Source organism: Xanthomonas sp. SHU 308 (assembly GCF_000364645.1).
Classification (GTDB): Bacteria; Pseudomonadota; Gammaproteobacteria; order Xanthomonadales; family Xanthomonadaceae; genus Xanthomonas_A; species Xanthomonas_A sontii.
The window spans coordinates 1-4710 of record NZ_AQOK01000278.1 but is presented as its reverse complement, the minus strand read 5'-3'; the positions used below and the strand labels follow the sequence as shown (position 1 = coordinate 4710).

The 4710-nt window shown below is 70.0% G+C and carries 6 protein-coding genes, 1 tRNA gene and 1 other RNA gene; 2 read left to right on the top strand and 6 right to left on the bottom strand.

Features of this window, described 5'->3' with window-relative positions; all coding sequences use genetic code 11:
* Window positions 1-1149, bottom strand: a 1149-nt coding sequence (gene dnaX / locus D588_RS0110185; protein WP_026143564.1) for a DNA polymerase III subunit gamma/tau, incomplete at its 3' end; no start/stop codon positions are given.
* A gap of 236 nt (window positions 1150-1385) precedes the next feature.
* Here dnaX and D588_RS0110180 point away from each other — a divergent pair.
* Window positions 1386-1478, top strand: a tRNA-Ser gene (locus tag D588_RS0110180).
* Window positions 1479-1576: 98 nt separating this feature from the next.
* Window positions 1577-1673: signal recognition particle sRNA small type (ffs, locus tag D588_RS26605), an RNA gene on the top strand.
* 374 nt (window positions 1674-2047) lie between these two features.
* Here the strand turns inward: ffs and D588_RS0110175 are convergent.
* From D588_RS0110175 to moaA, 5 genes are read right to left on the bottom strand one after another with little or no spacing between them, the layout of a single operon-like run.
* Window positions 2048-2494 (bottom strand): molybdenum cofactor biosynthesis protein MoaE, encoded by a 447-nt coding sequence (locus D588_RS0110175; RefSeq protein WP_017915901.1) that lies wholly within the window; start codon window positions 2492-2494, stop codon window positions 2048-2050.
* Between the two features lie 3 nt (window positions 2495-2497).
* Window positions 2498-2743: a MoaD/ThiS family protein gene (locus D588_RS0110170; RefSeq protein ID WP_017915900.1), complete on the bottom strand. Its 246-nt coding sequence runs from the start codon at window positions 2741-2743 to the stop codon at window positions 2498-2500.
* Window positions 2740-3258 carry a cyclic pyranopterin monophosphate synthase MoaC gene (gene moaC / locus D588_RS0110165; protein ID WP_017908888.1) on the bottom strand — a complete coding sequence of 173 codons (519 nt, stop codon included), beginning with the start codon at window positions 3256-3258 and terminating at the stop codon, window positions 2740-2742. The genes D588_RS0110170 and moaC overlap by 4 nt, the downstream gene beginning before the upstream one ends.
* 31 nt (window positions 3259-3289) lie before the next feature.
* Window positions 3290-3664 carry a nuclear transport factor 2 family protein gene (locus D588_RS0110160; RefSeq protein ID WP_017915899.1) on the bottom strand — a complete coding sequence of 125 codons (375 nt, stop codon included), beginning with the start codon at window positions 3662-3664 and terminating at the stop codon, window positions 3290-3292.
* 3 nt (window positions 3665-3667) lie between these two features.
* Window positions 3668-4702 carry a GTP 3',8-cyclase MoaA gene (moaA, locus tag D588_RS0110155; RefSeq protein ID WP_017915898.1) on the bottom strand — a complete coding sequence of 345 codons (1035 nt, stop codon included), beginning with the start codon at window positions 4700-4702 and terminating at the stop codon, window positions 3668-3670.
* Window positions 4703-4710: the final 8 nt, after the last annotated feature.

Genomic DNA, 4710 nt, shown 5'->3' with positions numbered 1-4710 from the left:
GGCCGGCGCAGTGCCGTGTCCTTGCGCTGCCGCAGCGGTCGCGGTGCCGGCCGGCAGCGCCGCGGCGCCCATCGGCCGGAACGCCAGCATGCGCAGCAGCGCCATCTCGAACCCGGCGCGCGGGCTCGGCGCCAGGTACAGGTCGCGGCGCCCGTTCAGCGCCATCTGGTACCACAGCTGCACGATCTCCGGCCGCAGGCGCTCGGCCAGCGGTGCGGGGTCCAGTCCGTCCAGCGCGGGCATGGCCGCGCCCGGCACCAGTTGCCGGACCTGGATGCGGTGCAGGGCCTCGGCCAGCGCCTCCAGCACCCCGCCCCAGTCGGGCGAGAACTCGGCCAGGCCGGCCACCACCTGCAGCAGCCGCTGCCCGTCGGCATCGGCCAGCGCGTCCAGCATCGCCCCGACCTGGGTGCGATCGACCGTGCCCAGCATCGTCCGCACCACGTCGTCGCGCAGCGCACCGCCGGCATAGGCGATGGCCTGGTCGAGCAGCGACAGGCCGTCGCGCAGGCTGCCGTCGGCGGCCTTGGCCAGTTGCACGATCGCCGAGGCATCCACCTCGATCTGCTCGGCGGCCAGGATCTTGGTCATCTGCCCCTGGATCTGCTCCTCGTCCAGGCGCTTGAGGTTGAACTGCAGGCAGCGCGACAGCACCGTCACCGGCAGCTTCTGCGGGTCGGTGGTGGCGAGCAGGAACTTCACGTGCTCCGGCGGCTCTTCCAGGGTCTTCAGCAGCGCGTTGAACGCCGCCTTGGAGAGCATGTGCACTTCGTCGATCAGGTAGACCTTGAACTTGCCGCGCGAGGGCATGTACTGCGCGTTCTCGATCACCTCGCGCACGTCGTCCACGCCGGTGTTGGACGCGGCGTCGATCTCCAGCAGGTCGATGTAGCGGCCGGCGTCGATGTCCAGGCAGGCCGCGCACTGGCCGCACGGGTCGGCGCTGGTGCCCTGCTCGCAGTTCAGCGACTTGGCGAAGATGCGCGCGATGGTGGTCTTGCCGACGCCGCGGGTGCCGGTGAACAGAAAGGCGTGGTGCACCCGGCCGCTGTCCAGCGCGTTGGTGAGCGCGCGGACCACATGCTCCTGCCCCACCAGCTCGGCGAAACGCTTGGGGCGCCACTTGCGGGCGAGAACGAGATAGGACATCAGGCGACCGTCTTCATCTGAACCGCCATTGTGCCACGCCGGGCCATCGCGATCGTTCAGTCGCCCGGTCATCCGCCATCACGCGCGCGCCGACCTTTGGCGCAGGGCTGCCTGCGACGATGAACAGGGCAAAGGTGACGCCGGTCAGCGCGGCGGCCGCGATTCGCCTTGTGAACGGCGGCCATGACGGCTAGAATTCCCGCCCTTGCCCGGACCGCATGGCCCGCGCAAGACCCGGAGAGGTGTCCGAGTGGTTGAAGGAGCACGCCTGGAAAGTGTGTAAGCGTCTAAACCGCGCTTCGGGGGTTCGAATCCCCCTCTCTCCGCCAGATTGAATTGCGCTTCCCTCGCAGAGTTGCTTCGCCGTTGGCGTAAGACTCAAAGGGAAAGACCGCGCCACTGGCGCGGTTTCGTCTCTATGGTGGCCCCGTCGGCCCCTCGCGACGCTAGGTCGAAAACCCCGCCAGGGCCGGAAGGCAGCAACGGTATCGATCGACGCGGGCGCCGAGGTCAGCCGGCGGGGTTACCACCCTCCTACGACGACGAACGATCAGCCTCGATCGCAAGCAGTTGCTGCGCCTGCAGAAAGCAACAGCCATCCCGGCCTGTCATTCGTTCCGGCCGTGGCGACGGCACAGAGATCCTTGCGGCGGCAGGCTATGCCTGGCGCGGTCAGCCGGCGGGGTTACCACCCTTCTACGACGATGAACGATCAGCCTCGATCGCAGGCAGCGGCTGCGCCTATAAGAAAGCAACAGCCACCCCGGCGTGTCATTCGTTCCGGCCGTGGCGACGGCACAGAGATCCTTGCGGCGGCAGGCTATGCCTGGCGCGGTCAGCCGGCGGGGTTATCACCCTTCTGTACGAAGACACGATCAACGCCTGATCGCGCGCGCCGCTACTCGGGTTGCGACGCCTGCGTCTCCGGATGCAGCCACCCCGCATCGCCGTCGCGATAACGTTCGCGCTTCCAGATCGGTACGCGCGCCTTGACCTCGTCGATGACGTAGCGGCAGGCGTCGAAGGCGGCGCCTCGGTGCGCGGCGACCACACCGACCCACACCGCCAGGTCGCCGATCGCCAGTTCGCCGACGCGGTGCACGCAACGCAGGTCGAGAATGGCGAAACGGGCCAGGGCCTCGTCGACGATGCGTTGGCCTTCGGCCTCGGCCAGTGCGGCGTAGGCCTCGTAGTGCAGGCCGTCGACCGCGCGGCCGTCGTTGTGGTCGCGCACCCAGCCTTCGAAGCTGGCATAGGCGCCTGCCTGGGCGTGCGCCAGCGGGGCGCGCAGCGTGGCGATGTCGAGCGGGTGGTCGGCCAGCCGGAAACGCGGTTCGGTGGACATGGCTCAGCCTCCCGAAACCGGCGGAATGAACACCACTTCGCTGCCGTCGCGCACCGCCTCGTCCCAGCCGACGAAGGCGCTGTCCACCGCCACCCGCAAGCGATCCAGCGGCCAGCGCAGGCCATGGCGGGCATCGAGTTCGGCATACAGCGCGCGCAGGTCGGGCGCATCGGTGCGCACCTGTTCGCGCTCCAGGCCCGCAGCCTCGCGCAGGCTGGCGAAGTACAGCACGCTCACCTGGACGCTCATGCCACGCTCCCGACGTCGCGCTTGCCGCCACGCTTGCCGACCAGCCGCACCGGGCCGATGGTCATCGCGTGGGTCAGCGCCTTACACATGTCGTAGACGGTCAGCGCGGCGACGCTGGCGCCGGTCAGTGCCTCCATCTCCACGCCGGTGCGGTGCACGGTGCGCACCGTGCATTCGATGCCCAGCACCTGCGGCGAGCGCCAGTCGATGGCGAAGCGGCAGCCGTCGATCGGCAACGGATGGCAGAACGGAATCAGTTCGTGGGTGCGCTTGACCGCCATCGTGCCGGCGATCACCGCGGTGTCGACGATGCCGCCCTTGGCGCTGCGCAACGCGTCGGCGCGCAACTGCGCGGCCACGGCCGCGGGAAAGCGCACCTGCGCCTCGGCCACCGCCACACGCGCGGTGGCAGCCTTGGCGGAGACGTCGACCATGGTCGGCAATCCCTGCGGGTCCAAATGGGTCAGCGCCGGCGCGGCGGCGCGCGCGGACGTGGCGGAGGTCTTCTTGGTCATGGATTGCGCTGCCGCTCCCACGGCGCGATCTTCAAGCGCCGCCGGGGATCGGCGTGCCTTGGTGGAACAGCATGCGCCATTGGCCGTCGCGATACCGCCAAAGCGAACTGCGCAGCGCCTGCCGCGGCGGCTCGCCACCGCCGCTGCGCTCGCTGCGATAACGCAGGTGCGCCAACTCCGGTTCCAGCAGCTGCACATCGATGTCGAATGCACAGTAGCGAAATGCGCCCGACTCAGCCGGTAACGCCTGGAGCACCGCCGGCTTGTCGAAGCAGCGGCCGGAGGCACCGAACTCGACGAAGGCGTCGTCGAGCAGTTCCGCCACGCGCGCCGCTGAGGCACGCACCGCCGGTTCCAGCAATTCCAGTTCCAGCGCGACCAGCGCACGTTGCACGGCGGCGTCCATGGCTCAACCGCCGATCAGGAACATTTCGACGTGCTTGCCGCGCGTGGCGGTCGCCGCGCCGCGCAGTTCGCTGTAGCGATCGTCGCGGCGTTCCCACAGCGCACGCACGCGTTCGGCCAGCGCCTCCTCGCCCCCCGCCAGCGCTGGCCGCAAATCGGTGCCCTCGCCCGCGAACAGACAGGTGTAGAGATGGCCGTCGGCCGAGACCCGGGCGCGGTGGCAATCGCCGCAGAACGGCGCACTGACCGAGGTCACGAAGCCGATCTCGCCGCCGCCATCGGCGAACGCATAGCGCGCGGCGACCTCGCCCGGGTAGTGCGGCGCCAGCGCCTGCAGCGGCCAGCGGGCGGCGATGCGGTCGCGCAGTTCGGCAGCAGGCACCACCCGCTCGCGGCGCCAGGCGTTGCAGGTGCCGACGTCCATGTATTCGACGAAGCGCAGCACGTGGCCACTGCCGCGGAAATGCGCCAGCAACGGCAGCACCTGGTCGTCGTTGATGCCGCGCTGGACCACGCAATTGAGCTTGACCGGCCCCAGCCCGGCCGCGACCGCCGCGTCGATGCCCTCCAGCACCTGCGCGATCTCGCCACGGTCGCCGGACAACTTCCGGAACACCGCCGGCTCGATCGCATCCAGGCTGACCGTGACCCGGCGCAGGCCGGCCTCGCGCAAGGCCTGCGCATGCCGCGCCAGCAGCGCGCCGTTGGTGGTCATGGCCAGATCGTCCACGCCGGGGATGCGCGCCAGCCGCCGCACCAACTCGGGCAGATCGCGGCGCAGCAGCGGTTCGCCGCCGGTCAGGCGCAGCTTGTTGACGCCGTTGCGGACGAAGGCACGGGCCACCGTCTCCAGCTGCGCGAACGACAGCCGCGATGCGGCGTCGAAGCCGTAATCATCCGGCACCTTGTCGGCCGGCATGCAGTAGCCGCAGCGGAAATTGCAGGCCTCGATCACCGACAGGCGCAGGTCGCGCAACGGCCGCCCGCGCCGGTCCGCCGGCGTCGCCGACGCGAACGGCGGGCGCGGCAGCGCGCTCATCCCGCCGG

What these genes read in the sequence shown, in the direction of transcription:
- D588_RS0110175 (WP_017915901.1), bottom strand. Translation starts at nt 2,494, where the DNA reads ATGTCCACCGAACCGCGTTTCCGGCTGGCCGACCACCCGCTCGACATC.
- moaA (WP_017915898.1), bottom strand. Translation starts at nt 4,702, where the DNA reads ATGAGCGCGCTGCCGCGCCCGCCGTTCGCGTCGGCGACGCCGGCGGAC.
- D588_RS0110160 (WP_017915899.1), bottom strand. Translation starts at nt 3,664, where the DNA reads ATGGACGCCGCCGTGCAACGTGCGCTGGTCGCGCTGGAACTGGAATTG.
- D588_RS0110170 (WP_017915900.1), bottom strand. Translation starts at nt 2,743, where the DNA reads ATGAGCGTCCAGGTGAGCGTGCTGTACTTCGCCAGCCTGCGCGAGGCT.
- moaC (WP_017908888.1), bottom strand. Translation starts at nt 3,258, where the DNA reads ATGACCAAGAAGACCTCCGCCACGTCCGCGCGCGCCGCCGCGCCGGCG.